Raw genomic sequence first — 20415 nt, 5'->3', positions numbered from 1 at the left:
CGCATGTTTGAACGCCTGATCCGCTTTGCCATCGAGCAACGCTGGCTGGTCCTGCTGGCGGTGCTGGGCATGGCCGCGCTGGGCCTGTACAGCTACACCCGGCTGCCGATCGACGCGGTGCCCGATATCACCAACGTGCAGGTGCAGATCAACACCGCAGCGCCGGGCTATTCGCCGCTGGAGACCGAGCAGCGCATCACCTATCCGGTCGAGACCGTGATGGCGGGCCTGCCCGGGCTGGAGCAGACCCGCTCGCTGTCGCGCTACGGGCTGTCGCAGGTGACGGTGATCTTCCGCGACGGCACCGATATCCACTTTGCGCGCCAGCTGGTCAACCAGCGCATCCAGGAAGCGCGCGACAAGCTGCCCGCCGGCATCACGCCCGCGATGGGCCCGATCTCGACCGGGCTGGGCGAAATCTACCTGTGGACGGTCGAGGCCGACCCCGGCGCGCGCAAGCCGGACGGCACGCCGTATACGCTGTCGGACCTGCGCGAGATCCAGGACTGGGTGATCCGCCCGCAGCTGCGCAACGTGCCCGGCGTGACCGAGGTCAATGCCATCGGCGGCCATGCGCGCGCCTATGTGGTTGCGCCCAGCCTGGAGCGCATGGCGTCGTACGGGTTGTCGCTGGCCGACGTGGTGAGCGCGCTGGAGAAGAACAACGACAACGTCGGCGCCGGCTATATCGAGCGCCGCGGCGAGCAGTACCTGGTGCGCGTGCCGGGGCAGGTGCGCTCGCTCGACGATATCCGCGACGTGATCGTCGGCACCGCGCAGGGCCAGCCGATCCGCGTGCGCGACGTGGCCACCGTGCAGACCGGCGGCGAGCTGCGCACCGGCGCGGCCACCGAGAACGGCCGCGAGGTGGTGCTGGGCACCGTGTTCATGCTGATCGGCGAGAACAGCCGCACGGTGTCGCAGGCGGCGGACCGCAAGATGGCCGAGATCAACCGTACCCTGCCCAAGGGCGTGCAGGCCGTCACGGTGTACGACCGTACCACGCTGGTCGACAAGGCCATTGCCACGGTCAAGAAAAACCTGCTGGAAGGTGCGGTGCTGGTGATCGCCATCCTGTTCCTGTTCCTGGGCAACCTGCGCGCGGCGCTGATCACCGCGCTGGTGATCCCGCTGTCGATGCTGTTCACCTTCACGGGCATGGTGCAATACCGCATCAGTGCCAACCTGATGAGCCTGGGGGCGCTGGACTTCGGCATCATTGTCGACGGTGCCGTGGTGATCGTCGAGAACTGCGTGCGCCGGCTGGCGCATGCGCAGGAGCGCCACGGCCGGCCCCTCACGCGCGGCGAACGCCTGCATGAAGTCTTTGCCGCGGCGCGCGAGGCGCGCCGGCCGCTGTTGTACGGGCAGCTGATCATCATGGTGGTGTACCTGCCGATCTTTGCGCTGACCGGGGTGGAGGGCAAGATGTTCCACCCGATGGCCTTCACCGTGGTGCTGGCGCTGCTGGGCGCGATGGTGCTGTCGGTGACCTTCGTGCCGGCGGCGGTGGCGCTGTTCATCGGCAACCGCGTGGCCGAGCGCGAGAACCGGTTGATGGCCTGGGCGCGCCGCCGCTACGCGGTGCTGCTGGAGCGCTCGCTGGCCGCGACGCCGGTGGTGCTGACGTTTGCCGGCGTGGCGGTGGCATTGTGTCTGGCCATTGGCACGCGCCTGGGCAGTGAGTTCGTGCCCAGCCTGAACGAGGGCGACCTGGCGATCCAGGCCTTGCGCATCCCCGGCACCAGCCTGACGCAATCGGTGGCGATGCAGCAGCAGGTGGAAACCGCGCTGAAGGCCAAATTCCCGGAGATCGAGCGCATCTTTGCGCGCACCGGCACCGCGGAGATCGCCTCCGACCCGATGCCGCCGAATATCTCCGACGGCTACATCATGCTCAAGCCTGTGTCGCAATGGCCCGAGCCCCGCCGCACGCGCGACGAGCTGATCGCCGCGATCCGCGATGAGGTGGGCAAGCTGCCGGGCAACAATTATGAGTTCTCGCAACCGATCCAGCTGCGCTTCAATGAGCTGATCTCGGGCGTGCGCTCCGACGTGGCGGTCAAGGTGTTCGGCGACGACAACGCCGTGCTGGAGCAGACCGCCAATCGCATCGCGGCAGTGCTGCAGGGCATCCCCGGCGCGGCCGAGGTGAAGGTCGAACAGACCACCGGCCTGCCGATGCTGACGGTGCAGATCGACCGCAACAAGGCGGCGCGCTACGGCCTGAACCTGAGCGATATCCAGGATGCGGTGGCGATCGGCATCGGTGGCAAGGTGTCGGGCACCTTCTTCAGCGGCGACCGGCGCTTCGACATCGTGGTGCGCCTGCCCGATGCCGTGCGCGAGGACGTGGAAGCGCTGCGGCGCCTGCCGGTGCCGTTGCCGAAGGAGGCAGCGGCGCGCACCAGCTATATCCCCCTGAGCGAAGTCGCCAGCGTGGAGATCGCGCCGGGCCCCAACCAGGTCTCGCGCGAGAACGGCAAGCGCCGCATCGTGGTCAGCGCCAATGTGCGCGGGCGCGATATCGGCAGCTTCGTGCCCGAGGCCGAGGCTGCCATCCGCGCGCGCGTGCAGATCCCGGCGGGCTACTGGACCAGCTGGGGCGGCACCTTCGAGCAGCTGCAGTCGGCCACCGCGCGGCTGCGCATAGTAGTGCCGCTGGCGCTGGGCATGGTGTTCGTGCTGCTGTTCGCCATGTTCGGCAACGTCAAGGACGGGCTGCTGGTCTTCACCGGCATCCCGTTCGCGCTGACCGGCGGCATCCTGGCGCTATGGCTGCGCGGCATTCCGCTGTCGATCTCGGCGGCGGTGGGCTTTATCGCCTTGTGCGGCGTGGCGGTGCTCAACGGGCTGGTGATGCTGTCGTTTATCCGCTCGCTGCGCGAGGATGGCCATGGGCTGGATGCGGCGATCCGCGATGGGGCATTGACGCGGCTGAGGCCGGTGCTGATGACGGCGCTGGTTGCCTCGCTTGGCTTCGTGCCGATGGCCTTGGCAACGGGCACGGGTGCCGAAGTGCAGCGCCCGCTGGCGACAGTCGTCATCGGCGGCATCCTGTCGTCGACGGCGCTGACCTTGCTGGTGTTGCCGGTGCTGTACCGGCTGGCGCACCGGAACGACGAGGCGGTGGCGGACGCGGCGCAGGGGGAGGGGGAGTTTGCGCGGGTGGAAACGTAAGCTGCGAAGCCACGTTGAAGCCACTGGGTTTCCGCGAAGGCGGGAACCCAGTGGCTTCTGCAAAGGCAATCGACCTTTCATGACGCCATGAAGCGTTCACCCCCGCGCACGCGGCAAACTGGCAGCACATCCAGTCCCCAACGTGCCGCCATGCAGACAGCCACCCTGCCCGATACCGGGATCGACCCGCTTCGCGCCGTCACCGATCCCGACCCCTACCCGTACTACCGGGAGCTGGCCACCCGCCAGCCGTTCTACCGCGATGACCGTCTCGGCCTGTGGGTCGCCGCCGGCCCGCGTGAAGTGGCGGCAGTGCTGGCCCATCCTGACTGCCGCGTACGCCCGCCGGCGCAGCCAGTACCGCCCGCGCTGGCCGGCACCGCAGCCGGTGACCTGTTCGGCCGCCTGATCCGGATGAACGACGGCGCTGCCCACGCACCACTGAAGCAGATCCTGATGCCGATGCTGGCGGGCCTTGACGCGGCCGCCACAGCGCGGCGCGCGGCGGCGATGGCAACGATGATCGATGCTGGCGCTGCCGCCGGTACGTCTGGCGAGCGCGTCAACCGCTGGCTCTTCACATTGCCTGTGGTGACAGTGGCCGACCTGCTCGGTTTGCCCATTGCCGAAGGTGGCAAGGCGGCCGAGGTCGCACAACGCGTCGCGGCCTTCGCCGCCGCGCAGTCGCAGCTGGCCGATGCGCACACCGTCCGTGCCGGTGCTGACGCCGCGCAATGGCTGGGCGCGTGGCTTGCCGGTGCCACGCCGGGCGACGGCCCGCTTCCGGCGCTGCATCAAGCCGCGCATGCCGCCGGCATCGACGCGCAGGCTGTCGCCGCCAACATCATCGGCCTGCTGGTGCAGGCCTGCGAAGCCACCGCGGCGCTGGCCGGGAATACGCTGCTGCGGCTGGGTCGCGACACGCCGCAGTCAGAGTTGCCGCTCGATGCCGTGGTGGCGCGGGTCGCCCGGGAGGATCCGCCGGTGCAGAATACGCGCCGCTTCCTGGCCGCCGATGCGCAACTGTGCGGCCACGCCGTCAAGGCCGGCGATGCGGTGCTGGTGCTGCTGGCCGCGGCGTCGTGCAGTGGTGCCGCAGCCGGCGAGCGGCCATGGACCTTCGGCCACGGCCGCCATGCCTGTCCCGGTGACCGCGTGGCGCAGGCGCTGGCTGCTGCCACGGTGGCAGCGCTGCGTGCGCGTGGTGCCGATCCGGCCGCGCTGGCGCAGGCGTTCCGCTATCGTCCGTCGCTAAACGCGCGCATTCCGCATTTCCTTTGATCCCCGCCATTGCCCCAGGAGACAACATGATCGCAGTCATCTTCGAAGTCGAGCCCGCAACGGGCCGGCAGGACAACTACCTCGACATCGCCGCGCACCTGCGCCCGCAGCTGGAAGCCATCGACGGCTTTATCTCGGTGGAGCGCTTCCAGAGCCTGACCAACCCCAACAAGCTGCTGTCGCTGTCGTTCTTCCGCGACGAGGCCGCGGTGATCGCCTGGCGCAATACGCTGGCGCATCGCCAGGCGCAGGCGGCCGGTCGCGGCCGCGTGTTTGCCGGCTACCGGCTGCGCGTGGCGCAGGTGCTGCGCGACTACGGGCTGAATGAGCGCGACCAGGCGCCGGCGGACAGCCGCGCGGTGCATGACCACAAGGCGGGCTGAAGGAGGCGCAGCGATGACGATGGAAGCGATCGGCACCCAAGCCGCCTTTATCGGCCTGACGTTCTTGCTGGCAGGCTTTGTCAAAGGGGTGGTGGGCCTGGGCTTGCCCACGGTTGCGGTGGGCATGCTAGGGCTGGTGATGCCGCCCGCGCAGGCGGCGGCGCTGCTGGTGGCGCCGTCGATGGTGACCAACGTGGTGCAGCTGTTCAGCGGCGCGCGCTTCGGGCAACTGATGCAACGGCTGTGGCCGATGCTGGTGGCGATCTGTGCCGGCACCTGGCTGTGTGCGGCATGGGTGCCGGCCGGCATGATGACGCACGCGACCTCGGCCTTGGGTGTGGCGCTGGTGCTGTACGCGGTGGTCGGGCTGGCCGCGGTGAAGCTGGTGGTGCCGGCGGGGGCGGAGCGGTGGCTCGGGCCGTTGATCGGGCTGGTCACGGGTGGCATTACGGCGGTGACCGGTGTGTTCGTGATTCCCGCCGTGCCTTACCTGCAGGGGCTCGGGCTGGACAAGGAAAGCCTGGTGCAGGCGCTCGGGCTGTCGTTCACGGTATCGACCATTGCGCTGGCGGTGAGCCTGGCCATGGGCGGGTCGCTGCTGCATTTGCCGGTGCTGGGCGCCTCGGCGCTGGCGCTGGTGCCGGCGCTCGGCGGCATGTTCCTGGGCCAGTGGCTGCGCCACCGGATCAGCGCCGAGCGCTTCCGCAAGCTGTTCTTCTGCGGGCTGCTGGTGTTGGGCGGCGAACTGGCGCTGCGAGGGCTGTGATCAAGCCCCCATGCTCCCCGCCCTGCACGCTCAGTGGCTGGCCTGCACCGTGCGGCCGTTCAGCGGCTGCACCGGACGGGCGTTCATCGGATAAAGCTGGCGGAATGCGGCCAACTGCGCAGGCGACACTTCCACCGGCGTCTTGAGCACCTGCCAGCGCACGTCCTCGCTGCACGGTGGCGTGGTCAGCGAGCCGGTGAAGGCCCAGTACGACTGCCGGGCCGGCAGCAACGCCGCCACATCCAGCGGCGCCGTCAGTTCACGCGACTCCCCGGCCTTGGCCGGCAGGCTCGCGAAGACGGGTTTCAGCGCCGCATTCTCCCGCCCGGACTTGAACAGCACCGCCACCACCGCCAGCTTGCCTTCTGCATTCTGGTGCACCAGGTGCGCGACCAGCGGATAGGTCTTGCCGTTGATCTTCTCTTCGCTGGGCGTATGGAAGTGGAACTGCAGCAGCTTGTAGGCCACACCGTCGAGTTCGATCTGCCCCGCGGCGGGCAGGTTGACCTGCACGGTGTGGCCGTTGTTGACCACGGTGGCGGGCGCCGCGGCGTAGCCAAAGCCGATCGGCTTCAGGTCCGCGGGTTGGGTCTTGCCGGTGCGGATATCGATGGGCGACTGGTGCTTGCCCAGCGCACAGGTCTTGTAGTCCTGGTCGAGCTTGGCCCAGTGGCTGGTACCGGTTGGTCCGATATAGCTCCAGTGCGGGTCATTGCCGGCCCACGCGGCAGGTGCAAGCAAGGCGGTGCAAACGGTGATAATCGGCAGCCTGATGTTCATTGTCGATGCGTCCTAGTGTTGGTAACCCCTTGGTTTCCGACGTGGTGTTATCAAGCTGTCCCAGTCTTGAGTGCCGGGTCTTTGCCCGGCCGGGAATCATGCAGCAAAACTGCCGTCCAGCGAATAAGGCATTGCTGAATTCCGGTCTGCACTGCATTTAACAGGGGTATGGACTGCATGCACGCATGCGATTGATGCATGCCGCGCATGCCGTCATGGAACGGACACGGCGCCGACATCTCACGTGGCACGCTCCACAGGCATCCCCGCTCAGCCGGGGATGCCTGCCTGCCACCGTTTGTCTCGGGATTTCAGCCAGGCCGCGCGCCGGCCTGGTTCGACTCCAGTTGCGCGCGTACCGCGGAGATATGGTCGCCCGCGGCATCGACGGCGTTCTCCAGGTCGCTGGTGCTGCAGCCCAGCTCCCGGCACCAGTACTGCACTTCAAGCGGATCCATCAGGTTGATGCGGCCAGGATCCAGCGGCCTGAACTCGTTTGTCACATCGCTCATGCTTGCCTCCTGTCCATGTCTCGGGGCGACACGGCCCTTGCATTGTAGGCAGTCATCCGGCGCGCGTTGCATGCAAGACGGCCTGAGCTTGCGCATATGATGTACGGGTTACCCCAGCCGACAGGACGCCGCATGCCCCGCTCATCCGGTGCAAAACTCTGGTCCACGCTGAACAAGGCCGCGGCCCGCAATGCGCGCCGCATGCAGCGCGCCGTCAACCAGAACCTGACCAAGCCGATGACCGAGGCCATCGTGCGCAACGCGGTGAAGCAATCGGCTGCAGTCACGGCCGCCACCCAGCGCGCGCTGTCGGGCGTGGTATCGCCGGTGCAGGCGCCGCAGAACCGCGGCAGCGGGCGCTGGGAGGAAGGCGCATGGGGCGCGCCACTGGCACCGCGCCGCTACCGCATCTTCGTGCCGGCCGGCGTCACGGCGTCGCGTCGCGCGCCGATGCTGGTGCTGCTGCATGGCTGCGGCCAGGACGCCGCCAGCTTTGCCGCGGTCACGCGCGCCGCCGCCGTGGCGCGCGAAGCCGGCTGGGTGGTGCTGCTGCCCGAACAGACCTCGCAGGCCAATGCACAGCGCTGCTGGAACTGGTTCCGGCCCGCCGCGCAGGGTGGCGTCGAAGCCGGGCTGCTGATGGCGCTGATCGACCAGGCTTGCCGCGGCCATCCGGTTGCCGTCGACCGCGTCAGCGTGCTGGGGCTGTCCGCGGGCGGCGCGATGGCGCTGATGCTGGGGCTACGCTACCCGGAGCGCTTCGCCGCGGTCGGCTCGCACTCCGGCGCGGTGCCCTGGAGCGCCACCAATGCCGCCCAGGCAGCGCGTGCCATGCGCGGGGGACACGGGCCCGATGCCAAGGCCATGCAGGCGCTGCGGTTCGGGCTGGCGGGGCACCGCCCGCCGCCGTTGCTATTGCTGCATGGCGATGCCGACCACGTGGTCGACTTCAGCAATGCCACCGCCGCGGCGGGCATGTGGATGCACCTGCAGCCGGAGGATGTGCACCCGCTGTCCGCGGTGCCGGCACGGCGCATCCAGCGCGGCATGCGCCGTGCCATGGATGTCTTCGACTGGATGGAGGGAAAGTCCCCTTACGTTCGCCTAGTGCGGATCGAGGGTCTGGGTCACGCCTGGAGCGGCGGGGCAGGCGGCCAGGCGTTCTCCGATCCGGCGGGGCCGGATGGGTTGAAGCTGGCGTTGCGGTTTTTTCTGGCGGTTTGGGGGTGAGAGAGTAGTCTTGACGCCGCACAACGGGTGAGGTTCTCTTCAGGCCTGAGACCTACCCCAGCCTGACAGGCTCAATCACCACATCACTGGCCGGACAAGCCACACACGGCAGGATCAGCCCCTCTTCCCTCTCATCCAGACTCAACCCCGGCCATTCGATCCGATAGCGGATCGTCCCCGCATGCAGCCGGCTGGCGCAGGCGCGGCAGGTGCCATTGCGGCAAGAGTTGGGCAGCGCCACGCCTTCGAGCAGTGCAGCTTCCAGCAGGCTCAACGCCACCGGCGCGGCGAAGCGGGTATTGCCTGGCAGCACGCTTGCGGTGAATTCCGCGCGGTCGTCCGGCGCAACCGGCTCGCGTTCAGCCATGGGCCTCATCCTCCGCTTCCGGGAATTGGGCGCGTCCGTGGGTCGCGTCGCGCAGGGCATCGCGCGCGGCGTCGAGCTGGGTTGCGGGCATGCGCAGGACCAGCGTGGCCTGCGCGCCATAGGCGGTGCCGGCCAGCGTGCAGCCTGGCTGCGCTTCATAGTCGAGCCAGCGGCGCACGCGCGGCTCGTCGGCATAGTCGACTGACACCGTCAGGGTGCCGTAGGCGATGCGTTCCACGCGCTCGGCCTTTTTCAGCGCGGCCGCGATGGCATCGGTGTAAGCGCGCACCAACCCGCCCGCCCCCAGTTTGACGCCACCGTAATAGCGCACCACCGCCGCCAGCACGCCGTCCAGGTCATGGTGGCGCAGCACTTCCAGGATGGGGCGGCCGGCGGTGCCGGAGGGCTCGCCATCGTCGGACATGCCCGAGGCGCCGCCAGCCAGCAATGCCCAGCACACGTGGGTGGCGGTGGGGTGCTCGGCGCGCAGCGCCTGCAGTGCCGCCAAGGCGGCGTCACGGTCGGCAACGGGCAGCGCCAGCGCCAGGAAGCGGCTCTTGCGGATTTCGATCTCGGCCTGGACGGGGGTGGCTAGCGTGTATGTGGGCAAGCGGCAGGGCGGAAGGGGGGCAGAAACGGAGGCTGCCGGCATTCAACGGATCCGCGCCTGTGGAGCCGCGGATGCAAAGGGCGAGTGTACCGCAGCGGCATCCGGGGCCTGGCCGAAAGCGCCGCTTTTGTGTCGTATCGTCAACTTGTTGTCACAAACTGCGCCTACGATCCGCTCCGGCCATGCGCAATGCCGCCCGCCGCCCGCCTGTGCCAACAGGTGCCCGGTCCCACCCGCGGGGGCCGGCGCAAATACGCAGTGAACAACATATCCCTTCCTCTTCCCCGGATCGAGAACATGCTTGAACAACCCAATGCTGGCCGCCGCAAGGCCCTGAAGCTCCTGGCCGGCGCGCCGATGCTGCCGCTTGGCCTTGCCTCCACCGGCCTGCTGGCAGGTTGCGGCGGTGGCGACGACGCTGTCGCCGCGCCGCTTCCGCCGGCCCAGGCCGCCACGTTCACCACGGCCGAGTTCGTCGGCATGAGCGCGCCGACGCTGGCTACGCCGGACGCGATGGCGACAACCACGGTGGGCTCCAGCCTCAAGGTGTCGTTCAGCGACGGCAGCAGCCAGACCTACAAGCTGGCCTACCAGCCGTTCTTCATCACCGGCGACACCCTGCCCGACGGCAAGGGCGGCACCATCCTGGCCGGCGGCTACTACGACATCAACAACAAGCCGATCATGGACACCTCCGTGGCCGGCAAGGAACGCCAGTTCTTCTCCGACGCGCCGGACGGCAGCTCGCTGCTGACCCTGGCCAACCCGACCGTGCCCGGCGTCAAGGGCAAGACGGTGTTTGCGGTGGTGCAGTTCGAGTACACCACGCGCAACCAGGGCAATGCCAGCATGTACGGCCTGCTGCCGTCGCCCATCGCGGTGGTGACGCTGGACCAGGACCCGGCCACCGGCAAGCTGACCCCGGTCAAGTACCACAACGTCGATACCTCGGGCGTCAACGGCCTGTGGATCACCTGCGGCGCCAGCCTGTCGCCGTGGAACACCCACCTGTCGAGCGAAGAGTACGAGACCGACCTGCTGAACGCCAGCGCGGTCACGCAGCTGCAGGGCTACAGCCAGAACCTGTACGGCGACCCGGCGCGCGCCAACGCCTACAACTACGGCCACCTGCCGGAAGTCACGGTCAACCCGGACGGCACCGGCACCATCAAGAAGCACTACTGCCTGGGCCGCATCTCGCATGAACTGGTGCAGGTCATGCCTGACGAGCGCACCGTGCTGATGGGCGACGATGCCACCAACGGCGGCCTGTTCCTGTTTATCGCCGACCGCGCCCGCGACCTGTCGTCCGGCACGCTGTACGTGGCCAAGTGGCACCAGACCTCGGGCGTGGGCCCGGGCAGCGCCACGCTGTCGTGGATCAGGCTGGGCAGCGCCACCAGTGCCGAAATCCGCGCGCTGGTCGACGGCGGCATCAAGCTGGCCGACATCATGGACGTCAAGACCGCCGATCCGGCTGATGTCAGCTACACCCGCATCCTTTACAACGGCAAGCCGAACTGGGTGAAGCTGATGCCGGGCATGGAAAAGGCCGCGGCGTTCCTGGAAACGCACCGCTACGCCGCACTGGTCGGCGGCAGCCTGGGCTTCACCAAGATGGAAGGCACCACGGTCAACATCAAGGACAAGAAGGCCTACTCGGCAATGTCGCGCATCGAGTCGAGCATGCTCACGGCCAATGCCGCCAACGCCGGCGACATCCAGGTGGAAGGCCCGTACTCCGGCGCCGTCTATGAGCTGAACCTGAAGGGCGGCCAGGCCGACAAGACCGGCACGGCCATCAACAGCGAATGGGTGCCGGTCGACATGGCGGCGGTGCCGGCGCTGGTCAGCGAAGACCTGGGCGGCGGCAAGATGAAGCAGCAGGATGCGCTGGGCAACTTTGCCAACCCTGACAAGGTCGCCACGCCCGACAACCTGAAGTTCTCGGAAAAGCTGCGCACGCTGTTTGTCGGCGAGGACAGCAATACCCACGTCAACAATTTCCTGTGGGCGTACAACGTCGATACCAAGGTGCTCAGCCGCGTGCTGTCGTGCCCGGTCGGCGCCGAATCCACGGGCCTGCACGCGGTGGACGAGATCAACGGCTGGACCTATGTGATGAGCAACTTCCAGCACGTTGGCGACTGGGAATCGCCGCTGCACGACAAGGTCCGGCCCGCGCTTGAGGCGAAGGTGATGGCCAACTACAAGGACCGCTTCGGTGCCGCCGTGGGCTACCTGACGGGCGACCCGACTGGCGTCAGGCTGGCCAAGGCCTGACGCGGTAGCGCAGTGCCTGGATGAAGGCGGCGGGCTTCGGCCCGCCGTTTTTTGTTGGGGCGCGATCGTCTAACATGGCAACTCCGGCATCATGCCCAGCCTCCCGCCCGTCATGCCTGACCAGCTTCCGCACATCCACTCCGCGCGCCTCAGCCTGCTGCCCTTTCGCGGCGACGACGCAGCCGAGGCCTTTGCCTGCATCACCCCGACGCTTGCGCGATTCATGGACTGGGAGCCATCGCCCACGCCGGCGGCTTTCGAAGCCGTGTGGCAAGGCTGGCTGATAGGCATGGCGCGAGGTTCGGAATGTGTGCTCACCATCCGGCGTGCCGACGACGGGCTGTTCCTGGGGCTGGCGGGATTGCACCACGCCGACACGCCCGCGCCGGAACTCGGCATCTGGATCCGCGAGGACTGCCACGGCCATGCCTTCGGCCTGGAAGCGGTCACCGCGCTGGCGCAATGGGCGCAGGACAACCTGTCGCCGGCGCACCTGGTCTATCCCGTGGCCGAACAGAACTGGCCCAGCCGCCGGATCGCAGAGTCGCTTGGCGGCACGGTCGTGGGCCAGGCCACGACCCTCAAGTTTGAGCGCTTGATCTACCAGATCCCGGGGCGCCGTTGAGGTACAGCGGCATCGCATCCTGCCCAGGCTGCCGCCCCTCATCAGCTGACACGCTGCCCCTCAGGGCGGAGCGCCCCCCGGCGGGCCGATTCTGCTACGCTAGGCGCTTTCCCCCGCTGAGCATGCCATCATGACCGGCTCGACCCAAGACCCCGACGCACGCCGCATGGCGCCCGCCACCGAGCGCAACCGCGAGCCTATCCTTGCGGTGTTGCGCAACGTGCTGCCCGCCAGCGGCACGGTACTGGAAATTGCCAGCGGCACCGGCCAGCATGCCGTGCACTTTGCCGCAGCGCTGCCGGGACTGACCTGGCAGCCAAGCGATCCGGAAGCCGCCGCGCGCGCGTCGATCGCAGCCTGGACCGCGCATGCGGGCCTGGCCAATGTGCGCGCGCCGCTGGCGCTGGATGTCTGCCGCCAGCCATGGGGCATCGATGCCGCGGATGCGGTGGTGTGCATCAACATGATCCATATTGCCCCATGGGCCGCGGCCGAGGCGCTGTTCGAGGGCGCCGGCAAGCTGCTGGGCCCTGGCGGCGTGCTGTTCCTGTACGGCCCCTATCGCCGCGGCGGCGCGCATACGGCGCCGAGCAACGCGGCCTTCGACGCGCAATTGCGCGCCACCGACCCCGACTGGGGCGTGCGCGACATGGAAGCCGTGATCGCGCTGGGCGAGGCGCAGGGCATGCGCTGCGACGAGCCGGTGCCAATGCCGGCCAACAACTTCAGCCTAACGTTCCATGTCAATGGAATCAAATAGTTAGCGTATTTTCTTGGGTGCGGCACAAGCGCCATCAGAACGCCTTGCTGATTTCCAGCCCGCCATAGAATGCGCGCGGCTGCCCACCGGTCTTCTTGACACCACCATAGAAGCCAAGCTTCACGGTCCGGCCGAGCGAGATGCCGGTCAGCACCAGACCGCCCTGCGTGGAGTGGTAAAACGGATCGCCATGCTTGATGACCTCCGCGCCGGCCCACGCATCGCCGAAAATCTTGTAGAGAATCCGGCCGCGCGCCCAATACGCCTTGGGCCCGATGTTGTAGCTCGCGATCCCGTTGACGGCCCAGTGTTGCGCGAACTCCTGCTGGCCGAGGACTGTCAATGCCAGGCCCCATTCGCCGCCGTCGGCACGGTTATCGGCGCCTTCTGGCGACACGCGATTGTAGCGATAGCGCGCGCCGGCCGTGGCTTCAACCCAGCCGGTCTTCCAGCCCTTCTGTACGCCAAGCGCCGCCTCGGCCGACTGTCCGTTCACTGACACCGTCGTGCCGTTCGAGCCGTACTTGTAGTGGTAGTCGCTGACGACGAGCTTCTGGGTGAGGAAGGGCACCGGCAGCCAATTGCCGGTGACACCAGCGTATTCGCTACGCTCACCTCCACCGGCGAAGCTTGCCCCGCCGAACAACGTGCCCGCCATAGCCGGCAACGGGACGATGGCCGCGCCACAGAGGGTTACGATGGCGAGCGCACGGTCGGCCCGAATATTCTTGCGCGTGTCCTGCGTCATGCGGCCTTTTTCTTTCATACCGTCGTCGCGTGCGGCGTAATGTTGTAAAGGTGGAAATCGCCGGTTGGCGTCGCTAGCCTGCCCGTGGGCGTCAGCCTGACCGCATGTTCCGTGGCCATGCCTTTCGCTGTGCGACGCAACGTGGCACCAGTGTCCAGATCGAGTTCGATACTGCTGAACAGCAGCGGCGCCGCGCCCTCGATCGTGGCAATGACCACCGGCAACACACCGGCGCGCAGCGGCTGCATCAGCAGTCCCGGCGCCCAGTTCTGCGTCAGCAGTGGCGCGCCCCCGTCGCGGCTCAGCAATTCAGCCAGGCGAGTAAGAGGCGGGGTCTCGGTTTCGGAAAGGTTGCCCATTTCAAGCTGCAGCCGACTGCCGTACAGGAACGTCTCGAGTGCGCCGGTGTTGCCCTGCGCATCCCAGTTGAAGCGCAGTCCCACTGTGGCCTCCCCGGCGACGCCCGCCGCGGCCTTTTCCGCCCAACCCGCAGATCGGTTTACGAACGTTGCGGCGGCCGCATCGCATACGATCAGATTGGGCAGGTGGATGGCTATGTTTACCGTGTCGCCGCGGGATAACGTTGGAATTGGCTCCCCGATGTAAAGCGCGCCGTTGGGGGAAAGGTCCGATGTCAAGCCAAGGTATGACGTGCCATCAAGGGTCAGCGTGATCGGCAGCCGCAGCGGGAAGCGGTACTCGGTGCGGCGGTTGCTTGCATGGCGGTGAGCGTACACGATCACCATTGCTGCCGTGAGAAGGGTCGCGCAGGTCCATATGAGCGTGACGACGCCTGCACCGACCGGAATGCTCCCTGTATGCATCCGGTACAGGCCTGTCGGCACGCTGATTGCCGTAATCCCCGCCAGCACCAGCACCGGCGACATCCAGAGCCACATCCTGCCAGTATCGGAAAGCTGCTTGTCGGTCACGGCAAACGGGATGTTGCGACGAAACAGTCCAACGCTCGTTGACATGAAGGCAAAGAATCGAGTCATGGCGTACTGCTCGCTGAGAAGCAGCGAGTTGTAGCCGCGTCCCAGCTCAAGGTGAACCAACATCGACAGCAGGTAGTACAGGCAGAACAGCAGCAGGAAGGTGTTGAGCGATGCGACGATGGGTAGGTCGCCCGAGAGAAATACTGCCGGCGGTGTCAGAAAGAAAACAAGCTTCTGCCAACCTTCGAAGAAGTAAAGTGCCGACGCGAAATAATTGAGTCGCTGGCCCAGCGTCAGGCCTCGGCTGAAAAGAATTCTTTCGCGCCGGAACACCTGCATCGCTCCCATTCCCCAACGCATGCGCTGCTTCAGGTAGGTGTCAATGCTGTGCGGCGCCAGGCCAAAGGCGAGTGATTCGGCGTAGTACACAGACTTGAATCCCAGCTTGTGCAGCTTGACGGCCGTATGGACATCTTCCGTAACGGTCTCGGTGGCGAAGCCGCCGATTCTCTCCACCGCGGAACGTCGGATCACCGCACAACTGCCGCAGAAGAAGGCCGCATTCAGTGCGTCCTTGCCGCGCTGTATGACTTTGAAGAAGAGCGCCTGCTCATCCCAGACCCGCTTCTTGCCGATGCGGTGGTTGAACGAGTCGATATTGAAGAAGTCCTGCGGTGTCTGCACGAACGCAACGTCTGCATCGTGGAAGAATCCCAGTGTCTTCACCAGGAAATCCTTGCGAGGAGCATGGTCGGCGTCGAAGATCGCAATGAATTCGCCTTCGCAGAACTGCAGCGCGTGGTTCAGGTTGCCGGCCTTGGCGTGGGAGTTGTTATCGCGGGTGAGGTAGCGGCAGCCCAGATCCTCGGCCAGCTTGCGCATGTCTGGCCGCCGGCCGTCATCGAGTAGCCAGGTAACATGCGGGTACTCCATCCGCGTGGCCGCCAGCAGCGTACGGCGCAGCAGGTCCACGGACTCGTTGTAAGTGGGCACGAATACATCGACCTTCAGTCCCGCTGGCGGCGGTACTACCTCCCGCACGCTGAGCCGAAAGGTCATCAGCACGAACAGAAGTCCGCTCAGATAACCGTAGACTTCAGCGGCATACAACGGCAGAGACAGCCACGGCGCGTCCATGTTGACGGTTCCTACGCGCCAGGCGAGATACGCGAATCCGCAAGACACGTAGACGGCCACTAGCAAGGCGATATAGCGTTTGGGCTGCTCAGTCTTCATGTTGGCTTCCAATGGGCGCCTTGCCCGTCGAGCTACAAGCGGAGACCTATATCGGCATAGTCATACGACTAGTCCGCATGGTGCCATAGGCGGGAGCTCTTTGACGACTTCATGTCGCATCAGACGGTTGTTGTTTATTTCTGATATGAAGATCATTTAAGGCAGGGGCGGGGACGAGCTGGCTAGTGACCAAAATCTACGCGCAGATTCCACGGTTGCGTGAGTTGATCGCCGAGCGCCTGCGCGATAGAGCGGTGGCCTGCGCAGGGCATACGGTCAATGGTTAAGGAGGGCATTGCAGACGATAGGATCCTGGCATGAAGCGTTCCGCCTGCGTGGCGCTTTGCTCTAGAATCGTCCCGTCATTCGATCCTGCGATGCCAGTGCCTTACAGGCCTGCGGCATCGCGCCCGCCACGGAGAACAAGATGAAGGTCCAGAACATCCTGCAGACGATCGGCAATACCCCGCATATCCGCATCAACCGGCTGTTCGGCAACGGCCACGAGGTCTGGATCAAGTCGGAGCGCAGCAACCCCGGCGCCTCGATCAAGGACCGCATCGCGCTGTCGATGGTGGAAGACGCCGAACGCCGTGGCGTGCTCAAGCCGGGCGGCACCATCATCGAGCCGACCTCGGGCAATACCGGTATCGGCCTGGCCATGGTGGCCGCGGTCAAGGGCTACAAGCTGGTGCTGGTGATGCCGGACAGCATGTCGGTGGAGCGCCGCCGCCTGATGCTGGCTTATGGCGCCACCTTTGACCTGACCCCGCGCGAGAAGGGCATGAAGGGCTCGATCGCGCGCGCCGAGGAACTGGTCGCCGCCACGCCAGGCGCGTGGATGCCGCAGCAGTTCGAGAATCCGGCCAATGTCGACGTGCACGTGCGCACCACCGCGCAGGAAATCCTGAACGATTTCCCCGAGGGGCTGGATGTACTGATCACCGGCGTCGGCACCGGCGGTCACCTGACGGGCTGTGCCCGCGTGCTCAAGGACAAGTGGCCGCAGCTCAAGGTGTTCGGCGTCGAGCCGGTGGCCTCGCCGGTGATCTCCGGCGGCGCGCCGGCGCCGCACCCGATCCAGGGCATCGGCGCGGGCTTTATCCCGAAGAATCTCGATACGTCGTTGCTGGACGGTGTGATCCAGGTCGATGCCGAGCCCGCGCGCGAGATGGCACGCCGCTGCGCGCGCGAGGAAGGCATCCTGGTCGGCATCTCGTCCGGCGCCACGCTGGCCGCGATCGCACAGAAGCTGCGCGAACTGCCGGCCAGCGCGCGCGTGCTGGGCTTCAACTACGATACCGGCGAGCGCTACCTGACCGTCGAAGGGTTCCTGCCCGCATAAGCAGGCATGAGCGCCCTGGCCCGTGCGGCCCGGGCGCTCAGAACGCTTTGGGCAGCCGCTCAGCGCGACGACAGGCCGTGCCGCTTGTGCCAGTCCGCCAGCGATTCCTTCGGCCAGGTGTCGCAGTGCACATGGCCTTTGCCCTTGGGCACGTCGACCCAGGGCGCGACAGAATCCAGCGCAGCCTCCACCACCTCCGGCGGGCGCGGCAGCGCTGTGTCGATGGCCGATGCATGCGGATGCACCAGCTCTGGCCAGCGCGGGTCCCAAAGCCACAGCGCGCTGCCGCACTTCACGCAGAAATGCCGCTGCGCCGGCGAGCGCCGCGCGCGCTTGCCGGGCTCGCGCAGCACGGCGTGATAGATGCCAAGGTGCTTGCGCCCGCGCACGCGCAGCGTGGCCGCATCGCCGCCCAGGTTGATCGCGTAGCCGCCACTCCCCGCCGTCTTGCGGCAGATTGAGCAATGGCAGTGCATATACGGGTAGGGCGAGTCGGATTCGAGCGAGAAATGGATGGCGCCGCAATGGCAGGAGCCGTCTAGATGCATGGTGTGGGCCTTTGCACGGTGGCGTTCAGGACAGTCCATTGACTGTAGAAAACCCCCGGCAAAGCGCCAAGGCGGCGGTGATGGCTAGAGCGCCTTGCGGAATGTCAGGTTGATGCGCAGCCGCCCCAGCAGCGGATGGTCGCCATCGGCCAGTGGCGCCACGCCGTGGAAGGCCAGTCGCGACGGCCCGCCCCACACCACCACGTCGCCATGCGCCAGCCGCACCCGCTGCGGACGGTCCGCGCGGCGCATGCCGCCGAACAGGAACACCGCGGGCAGCCCCAGCGAGACCGAGACGATGGGCGCGCTGAAATCGCGCTCGTCGCGGTCCTGGTGCAGCGAGAGCCGGGTGCCCGGCTCATAGCGATTGATAAGACAGGCATCCGGCTCGAAACCGGCAAAGCCCGCTTGCGCCGCCGCGGTGGTGGCCAGTTGCCGGAAACTCGCCGGCATCTCCGGCCACGGCTTTCCGTTCAGCGGATCGACGGGGTCATAGCGATAGCCGCGCGCATCGGAGACCCAGCCGACCGTGCCGCAGTTGACCATCGCCACCGACATTCTCAGCCCGCCGGGGGTGATCATGTGCCGCCAGGGGGCAAGCGCGATGACGGCCTGGACGTCGGCCAGCAGCACTTCGGCATCCGCACGGGCCAGGCCGCGCAGGACTACGGCGCCGTCGGCGAGGGGTTCGATGGCGGGGCTGCCGGAGCCGCTCGGTGGCAGGTCGTCGAACAGGTCGAAAGTCATGAGATGGAGGATTGCGGACGCCTTGGCGCGGTCAGGCGACCGTCAGTTCCAGCCGCTTCCCCAAGGCCCGGAATGCAGCCTCGATCGTATCGATCTTGGTCGCATGGTCCAGGTCGACGATACGCTGCACCTCCTGCTTGCGCGTATGCAGCCGGCGCGCCAGTTCCGCCTGCGTCACGCCCTGCGCGATCATCTCGTTAAGCAGGAGCACCTTCGCCGACACGCTGGCCGGCAGTTCTACCAGATGCTGGCCGCGTCTTGCCTTCGACGGCAGCGGCACCGGGCGGCCATCTTCGAAATAGAACTCCATGGCCGTAGCGAGCGCATCGGCGGCCATCTCGCGGGCCTGCTCGATGGTGTCGCCGCTGGTCAGGGCTTCGGGGATATCGGGAAACGACACAGCAAAGCCACCGTCGTCCGGGACGATGTTGGCAGGGAATCGCAGCATATTGGGACTCCTCCTGCGACAACGGATGCCGGGTGTATGGTAAGCAAAAATGTTTACTGATTCTAGCAGCAATCCGTTAAATCTGGTTGCAGGATTGTGAGCGAAATACATGAACCGGCCGCCGCTGACATGACAAAGGCCGCCCGTCGGGCGGCCTTGCATTCTTCCTTGGCGCAATCACCACGCGCTGCGTAGCGCGAACTCAGGCAAACGTATCGATCTCGCCACGCCCAAGCACGCGTGCGGGACGGGCCGTCGTACTGGCCACCGCCGCCGGCTCAACAGCCGCCAGCGTGCCGGCACCAAAGCTGGTTTGCCCGCGCCCATTCTCCGGTGCCTGCTGTTGCTGCCCGTTGCCATTGCCCGCCTGGCTGGCAAAGCCGTCTGCGCCCACCGAAGTCTGTCCAAGCTGGATGCCGCTTTCCGACAGCGCGGTGCGCAGCTGCGGCAGCGCCGCTTCCACCGCGGCGCGCACGGCCTGGTGGGGCGAGACGAACTGGGCCTGGGCCTGGTCGTTGACCACGTTGAGCACGACCTTGAGCGGCCCGAGGTCGGGCGGGTTCAGCTGCAGTTCGGCGCTTTGCTGGCCTTGCGTGCTCATGCGGATCATCTGCTGGCCAAGGGCCTGCGGCCACTGGCTGTCATACAGCGGCGGGGTGACCACGGGACGGGCGGAGGCGGCTGCAGCGGCTGCAGTAGCCGACGGGGTGGCCTGGCCGGCCAAGGCGGCGGCCGCGGCTTGCGTGTTGTCGGGGCTGGCGGCGGTAGCCTCGCCGGTGCGGGCGGCAGCCTGTGCGACGGCGAACGGTGTTGCCACGGGTCTGGTATCCGCCGTGCCGGGGTTGGCGGCGAGCGGATCGGCGCGGTGCTGGGCGATGCCGCTGTCGGGGCGATTGCCCGATCCGCCGGCAGACTGGCCGGTGGTGTCCTGCTGCTGGACGGCCAGTACGTCGCCCGGGATGGCCTGGGCCGTGCCGGCCTTGCCGTCGGTGCCTGCGCTGGTGCCGGCCTGCATCGCGGCGCGCTGGGATGCGATGGTGGCCAGCGTGTCGGCTACCGAAGGCTGTGCGGGCCGGGCTTCGGTGGTGACGACCTGCAGCGTGTCCGGCTGCGGCGTGGCGGCCGCCGGCATGGCATCGGCCTGGACATCTGCCGTGGCCGGCTGCGTGGCATTTGCCAGCGCCGCCTGCAGTGCGGCGCCGCCGCCGGTGTCGGCAACGCCCGCGAGGGCGGAACCTGGCGCGCACGGTGCGGCAGCAGGGCTGGTCGGGGCGGCGGCAGGCAGCATCAGTGCCAGGGCCGCTGCGGCAGCGGCTGCGGCGTCCGTCGGCGTGGCTGCCGTGGTGTCGTCCTGGTCCTGGTCTTCATCCTTGTGGCCGGCCGTGGGCTTCTTGCCGGCCGCGGCGACTGGCTGCGGCTTGCCGGCATCGGCCTGCGCCGCGGGCTGGCGCGATGCGGGCTGGTCGCGCGCGGTGGTTTCCCTGGCCGGCGGCGCGGGGGCCTTGCTGCTTTCGCGAGCGCGCGACAGCGCGTCGCCGAATCCGCTTGCGGTTGCGTCGGCGGTGGCGCGCCTGGCGCTCTCGACCGCATTGGCGGCGCTGCTGACAATCTGGCTGATATCGATCATG

Annotated in this window: 19 protein-coding genes; 9 read left to right on the top strand and 10 right to left on the bottom strand. The window is 67.2% G+C overall.

Features of this window, described 5'->3' with window-relative positions; translation table 11 throughout:
• The first annotated feature begins 3 nt into the window (after nucleotides 1–3).
• The 4 genes from CNE_RS29570 (at nucleotide 4) to CNE_RS29555 (ending at nucleotide 5610) form a co-directional block, all read left to right on the top strand.
• Entirely contained in the window at nucleotides 4–3180 is a 3177-nt protein-coding gene (locus tag CNE_RS29570) for a CusA/CzcA family heavy metal efflux RND transporter (protein WP_013953975.1), read from the top strand.
• A gap of 150 nt (nucleotides 3181–3330) precedes the next feature.
• Nucleotides 3331–4461, top strand: a complete 1131-nt coding sequence (locus CNE_RS29565; protein WP_041228742.1) for a cytochrome P450 family protein — start codon at nucleotides 3331–3333, stop codon at nucleotides 4459–4461.
• Nucleotides 4462–4487: 26 nt separating this feature from the next.
• Entirely contained in the window at nucleotides 4488–4844 is a 357-nt protein-coding gene (locus CNE_RS29560) for an antibiotic biosynthesis monooxygenase family protein (RefSeq protein ID WP_013953973.1), read from the top strand.
• A 13-nt stretch (nucleotides 4845–4857) separates the two neighbouring features.
• The gene (locus CNE_RS29555) at nucleotides 4858–5610 is read left to right on the top strand and encodes a sulfite exporter TauE/SafE family protein (protein ID WP_013953972.1); all 753 of its coding nucleotides are present in this window, start codon (nucleotides 4858–4860) and stop codon (nucleotides 5608–5610) included.
• A 30-nt stretch (nucleotides 5611–5640) separates the two neighbouring features.
• Here CNE_RS29555 and CNE_RS29550 read toward each other — a convergent pair whose 3' ends face one another.
• Together CNE_RS29550 and CNE_RS29545 are read right to left on the bottom strand one after the other, a co-directional pair.
• Nucleotides 5641–6390 (bottom strand): carbonic anhydrase, encoded by a 750-nt coding sequence (locus CNE_RS29550; RefSeq protein WP_013953971.1) that lies wholly within the window; start codon nucleotides 6388–6390, stop codon nucleotides 5641–5643.
• Between the two features lie 311 nt (nucleotides 6391–6701).
• Nucleotides 6702–6902 carry a DUF3606 domain-containing protein gene (locus CNE_RS29545; protein ID WP_010810704.1) on the bottom strand — a complete coding sequence of 67 codons (201 nt, stop codon included), beginning with the start codon at nucleotides 6900–6902 and terminating at the stop codon, nucleotides 6702–6704.
• Between the two features lie 132 nt (nucleotides 6903–7034).
• On the opposite strand from CNE_RS29545, the gene CNE_RS29540 reads away from it, so the two are divergent.
• The gene (locus CNE_RS29540; RefSeq protein ID WP_013953970.1) at nucleotides 7035–8132 is read left to right on the top strand and encodes an extracellular catalytic domain type 1 short-chain-length polyhydroxyalkanoate depolymerase; all 1098 of its coding nucleotides are present in this window, start codon (nucleotides 7035–7037) and stop codon (nucleotides 8130–8132) included.
• 52 nt (nucleotides 8133–8184) lie between these two features.
• Here CNE_RS29540 and CNE_RS29535 read toward each other — a convergent pair whose 3' ends face one another.
• Entirely contained in the window at nucleotides 8185–8499 is a 315-nt protein-coding gene (locus CNE_RS29535; protein ID WP_013953969.1) for a 2Fe-2S iron-sulfur cluster-binding protein, read from the bottom strand.
• The gene (locus CNE_RS29530) at nucleotides 8492–9109 is read right to left on the bottom strand and encodes an IMPACT family protein (RefSeq protein WP_041228740.1); all 618 of its coding nucleotides are present in this window, start codon (nucleotides 9107–9109) and stop codon (nucleotides 8492–8494) included. Before CNE_RS29530 ends, CNE_RS29535 begins: the two co-directional genes overlap by 8 nt.
• A gap of 297 nt (nucleotides 9110–9406) precedes the next feature.
• On the opposite strand from CNE_RS29530, the gene CNE_RS29525 reads away from it, so the two are divergent.
• The 3 genes from CNE_RS29525 to CNE_RS29515 all read left to right on the top strand — a co-directional run bounded on the left by CNE_RS29525 (nucleotide 9407) and on the right by CNE_RS29515 (nucleotide 12777).
• Nucleotides 9407–11392 carry a PhoX family protein gene (locus CNE_RS29525; protein ID WP_013953967.1) on the top strand — a complete coding sequence of 662 codons (1986 nt, stop codon included), beginning with the start codon at nucleotides 9407–9409 and terminating at the stop codon, nucleotides 11390–11392.
• Nucleotides 11393–11504: 112 nt separating this feature from the next.
• A complete protein-coding gene (locus CNE_RS29520) occupies nucleotides 11505–12017 on the top strand; it encodes a GNAT family N-acetyltransferase (RefSeq protein WP_041228739.1) in 513 nt (170 codons plus the stop codon).
• A gap of 130 nt (nucleotides 12018–12147) precedes the next feature.
• Complete coding sequence (locus CNE_RS29515; RefSeq protein ID WP_013953965.1) at nucleotides 12148–12777, top strand: DUF938 domain-containing protein; 630 nt, start codon at nucleotides 12148–12150, stop codon at nucleotides 12775–12777.
• A 34-nt stretch (nucleotides 12778–12811) separates the two neighbouring features.
• On the opposite strand, the gene bcsS is transcribed toward CNE_RS29515, so the two are convergent.
• Together bcsS and CNE_RS29505 are read right to left on the bottom strand one after the other, a co-directional pair.
• Nucleotides 12812–13543: a cellulose biosynthesis protein BcsS gene (gene bcsS, locus CNE_RS29510; RefSeq protein ID WP_013953964.1), complete on the bottom strand. Its 732-nt coding sequence runs from the start codon at nucleotides 13541–13543 to the stop codon at nucleotides 12812–12814.
• Nucleotides 13540–15699 (bottom strand): glycosyltransferase, encoded by a 2160-nt coding sequence (locus CNE_RS29505; RefSeq protein WP_013953963.1) that lies wholly within the window; start codon nucleotides 15697–15699, stop codon nucleotides 13540–13542. Before CNE_RS29505 ends, bcsS begins: the two co-directional genes overlap by 4 nt.
• Before the next feature lie 427 nt (nucleotides 15700–16126).
• On the opposite strand from CNE_RS29505, the gene cysK reads away from it, so the two are divergent.
• Complete coding sequence (gene cysK, locus CNE_RS29500; RefSeq protein ID WP_013953962.1) at nucleotides 16127–17044, top strand: cysteine synthase A; 918 nt, start codon at nucleotides 16127–16129, stop codon at nucleotides 17042–17044.
• Nucleotides 17045–17103: 59 nt separating this feature from the next.
• Here the strand turns inward: cysK and CNE_RS29495 are convergent, their stop codons facing one another.
• From CNE_RS29495 to CNE_RS29480, 4 genes are all read right to left on the bottom strand, one after another.
• Nucleotides 17104–17592, bottom strand: a complete 489-nt coding sequence (locus CNE_RS29495; protein WP_041228736.1) for a GFA family protein — start codon at nucleotides 17590–17592, stop codon at nucleotides 17104–17106.
• 84 nt (nucleotides 17593–17676) lie between these two features.
• On the bottom strand, nucleotides 17677–18339 hold the full coding sequence (gene alkB, locus CNE_RS29490) for a DNA oxidative demethylase AlkB (protein ID WP_013953960.1): 663 nt from the start codon (nucleotides 18337–18339) through the stop codon (nucleotides 17677–17679).
• 31 nt (nucleotides 18340–18370) lie between these two features.
• Nucleotides 18371–18787, bottom strand: a complete 417-nt coding sequence (locus tag CNE_RS29485) for a type II toxin-antitoxin system HicB family antitoxin (RefSeq protein ID WP_013953959.1) — start codon at nucleotides 18785–18787, stop codon at nucleotides 18371–18373.
• A gap of 202 nt (nucleotides 18788–18989) precedes the next feature.
• A complete protein-coding gene (locus CNE_RS29480; protein WP_013953958.1) occupies nucleotides 18990–20414 on the bottom strand; it encodes a flagellar hook-length control protein FliK in 1425 nt (474 codons plus the stop codon).
• Nucleotide 20415: the final 1 nt, after the last annotated feature.

Origin of the sequence: Cupriavidus necator N-1, assembly GCF_000219215.1 — a bacterium.
In the GTDB taxonomy this organism is placed as follows: Bacteria; Pseudomonadota; Gammaproteobacteria; order Burkholderiales; family Burkholderiaceae; genus Cupriavidus; species Cupriavidus necator.
This window is presented reverse-complemented; position numbering and strand designations above follow the sequence as displayed.

Bases quoted from the DNA above. Each gene is read 5' to 3' on its own strand.
- CNE_RS29560 (WP_013953973.1), top strand. From the start codon at position 4,488: ATGATCGCAGTCATCTTCGAAGTCGAGCCCGCAACGGGCCGGCAGGAC.
- CNE_RS29565 (WP_041228742.1), top strand. From the start codon at position 3,331: ATGCAGACAGCCACCCTGCCCGATACCGGGATCGACCCGCTTCGCGCC.
- bcsS (WP_013953964.1), bottom strand. From the start codon at position 13,543: ATGAAAGAAAAAGGCCGCATGACGCAGGACACGCGCAAGAATATTCGG.
- CNE_RS29485 (WP_013953959.1), bottom strand. From the start codon at position 18,787: ATGCTGCGATTCCCTGCCAACATCGTCCCGGACGACGGTGGCTTTGCT.
- CNE_RS29525 (WP_013953967.1), top strand. From the start codon at position 9,407: ATGCTTGAACAACCCAATGCTGGCCGCCGCAAGGCCCTGAAGCTCCTG.
- CNE_RS29480 (WP_013953958.1), bottom strand. From the start codon at position 20,414: ATGATCGATATCAGCCAGATTGTCAGCAGCGCCGCCAATGCGGTCGAG.
- CNE_RS29495 (WP_041228736.1), bottom strand. From the start codon at position 17,592: ATGCATCTAGACGGCTCCTGCCATTGCGGCGCCATCCATTTCTCGCTC.
- alkB (WP_013953960.1), bottom strand. From the start codon at position 18,339: ATGACTTTCGACCTGTTCGACGACCTGCCACCGAGCGGCTCCGGCAGC.
- CNE_RS29545 (WP_010810704.1), bottom strand. From the start codon at position 6,902: ATGAGCGATGTGACAAACGAGTTCAGGCCGCTGGATCCTGGCCGCATC.
- CNE_RS29535 (WP_013953969.1), bottom strand. From the start codon at position 8,499: ATGGCTGAACGCGAGCCGGTTGCGCCGGACGACCGCGCGGAATTCACC.
- cysK (WP_013953962.1), top strand. From the start codon at position 16,127: ATGAAGGTCCAGAACATCCTGCAGACGATCGGCAATACCCCGCATATC.
- CNE_RS29570 (WP_013953975.1), top strand. From the start codon at position 4: ATGTTTGAACGCCTGATCCGCTTTGCCATCGAGCAACGCTGGCTGGTC.
- CNE_RS29540 (WP_013953970.1), top strand. From the start codon at position 7,035: ATGCCCCGCTCATCCGGTGCAAAACTCTGGTCCACGCTGAACAAGGCC.
- CNE_RS29555 (WP_013953972.1), top strand. From the start codon at position 4,858: ATGACGATGGAAGCGATCGGCACCCAAGCCGCCTTTATCGGCCTGACG.
- CNE_RS29515 (WP_013953965.1), top strand. From the start codon at position 12,148: ATGACCGGCTCGACCCAAGACCCCGACGCACGCCGCATGGCGCCCGCC.
- CNE_RS29550 (WP_013953971.1), bottom strand. From the start codon at position 6,390: ATGAACATCAGGCTGCCGATTATCACCGTTTGCACCGCCTTGCTTGCA.
- CNE_RS29505 (WP_013953963.1), bottom strand. From the start codon at position 15,699: ATGAAGACTGAGCAGCCCAAACGCTATATCGCCTTGCTAGTGGCCGTC.
- CNE_RS29520 (WP_041228739.1), top strand. From the start codon at position 11,505: ATGCCTGACCAGCTTCCGCACATCCACTCCGCGCGCCTCAGCCTGCTG.